We start from the raw sequence: 352 nt of genomic DNA, 5'->3' as shown, positions 1-352 counted from the left end.
CCCAGGTGAGGGCGGCAGGGGTATCTGCTGTGCCTGCACCCTGATAGAGCGATCGCACCTGGCTGTCTCCGCCCGGCAGCTCGCCCACGGCAGGGCAGACATCGGTTCCGCCAAAGCGGGCATATTCAGCTTCCGTGCAGTAACCGGCATGAATGCCTGCACTGTCATATGCCTCGCGGGTTGGTGAGTCTGCTGCCCGGGAGAGACGTTCACGGATGGGTTTACTGCTGACGCCTCCTCCCTGACTCAGACGTGCAGCCGCAGACGCTGCTGCACGGCGACTTTCAGCTGCAACTCCGGAGGCGGATTCACTGCAGATGGAGTCCGGCACGCTGAAGCTCTTCCGGGCTTC

At 63.4% G+C, this 352-nt stretch carries 1 protein-coding gene; it reads right to left on the bottom strand.

Annotation, left to right across the window (positions count from 1 at the left end; all coding sequences use genetic code 11):
• Positions 1–352, bottom strand: a 352-nt coding sequence (traW, locus tag E0D98_RS26120; RefSeq protein WP_165941084.1) for a conjugal transfer protein TraW, incomplete at both ends; no start/stop codon positions are given.

The sequence above is a fragment of the Escherichia sp. KCJ4928 genome, from assembly GCF_004352695.1.
Lineage (GTDB): Bacteria > Pseudomonadota > Gammaproteobacteria > Enterobacterales > Enterobacteriaceae > ECMA0423.
Note: the sequence above shows the minus strand (reverse complement) of the source record. Positions and strands in the feature narration are given on the sequence as shown.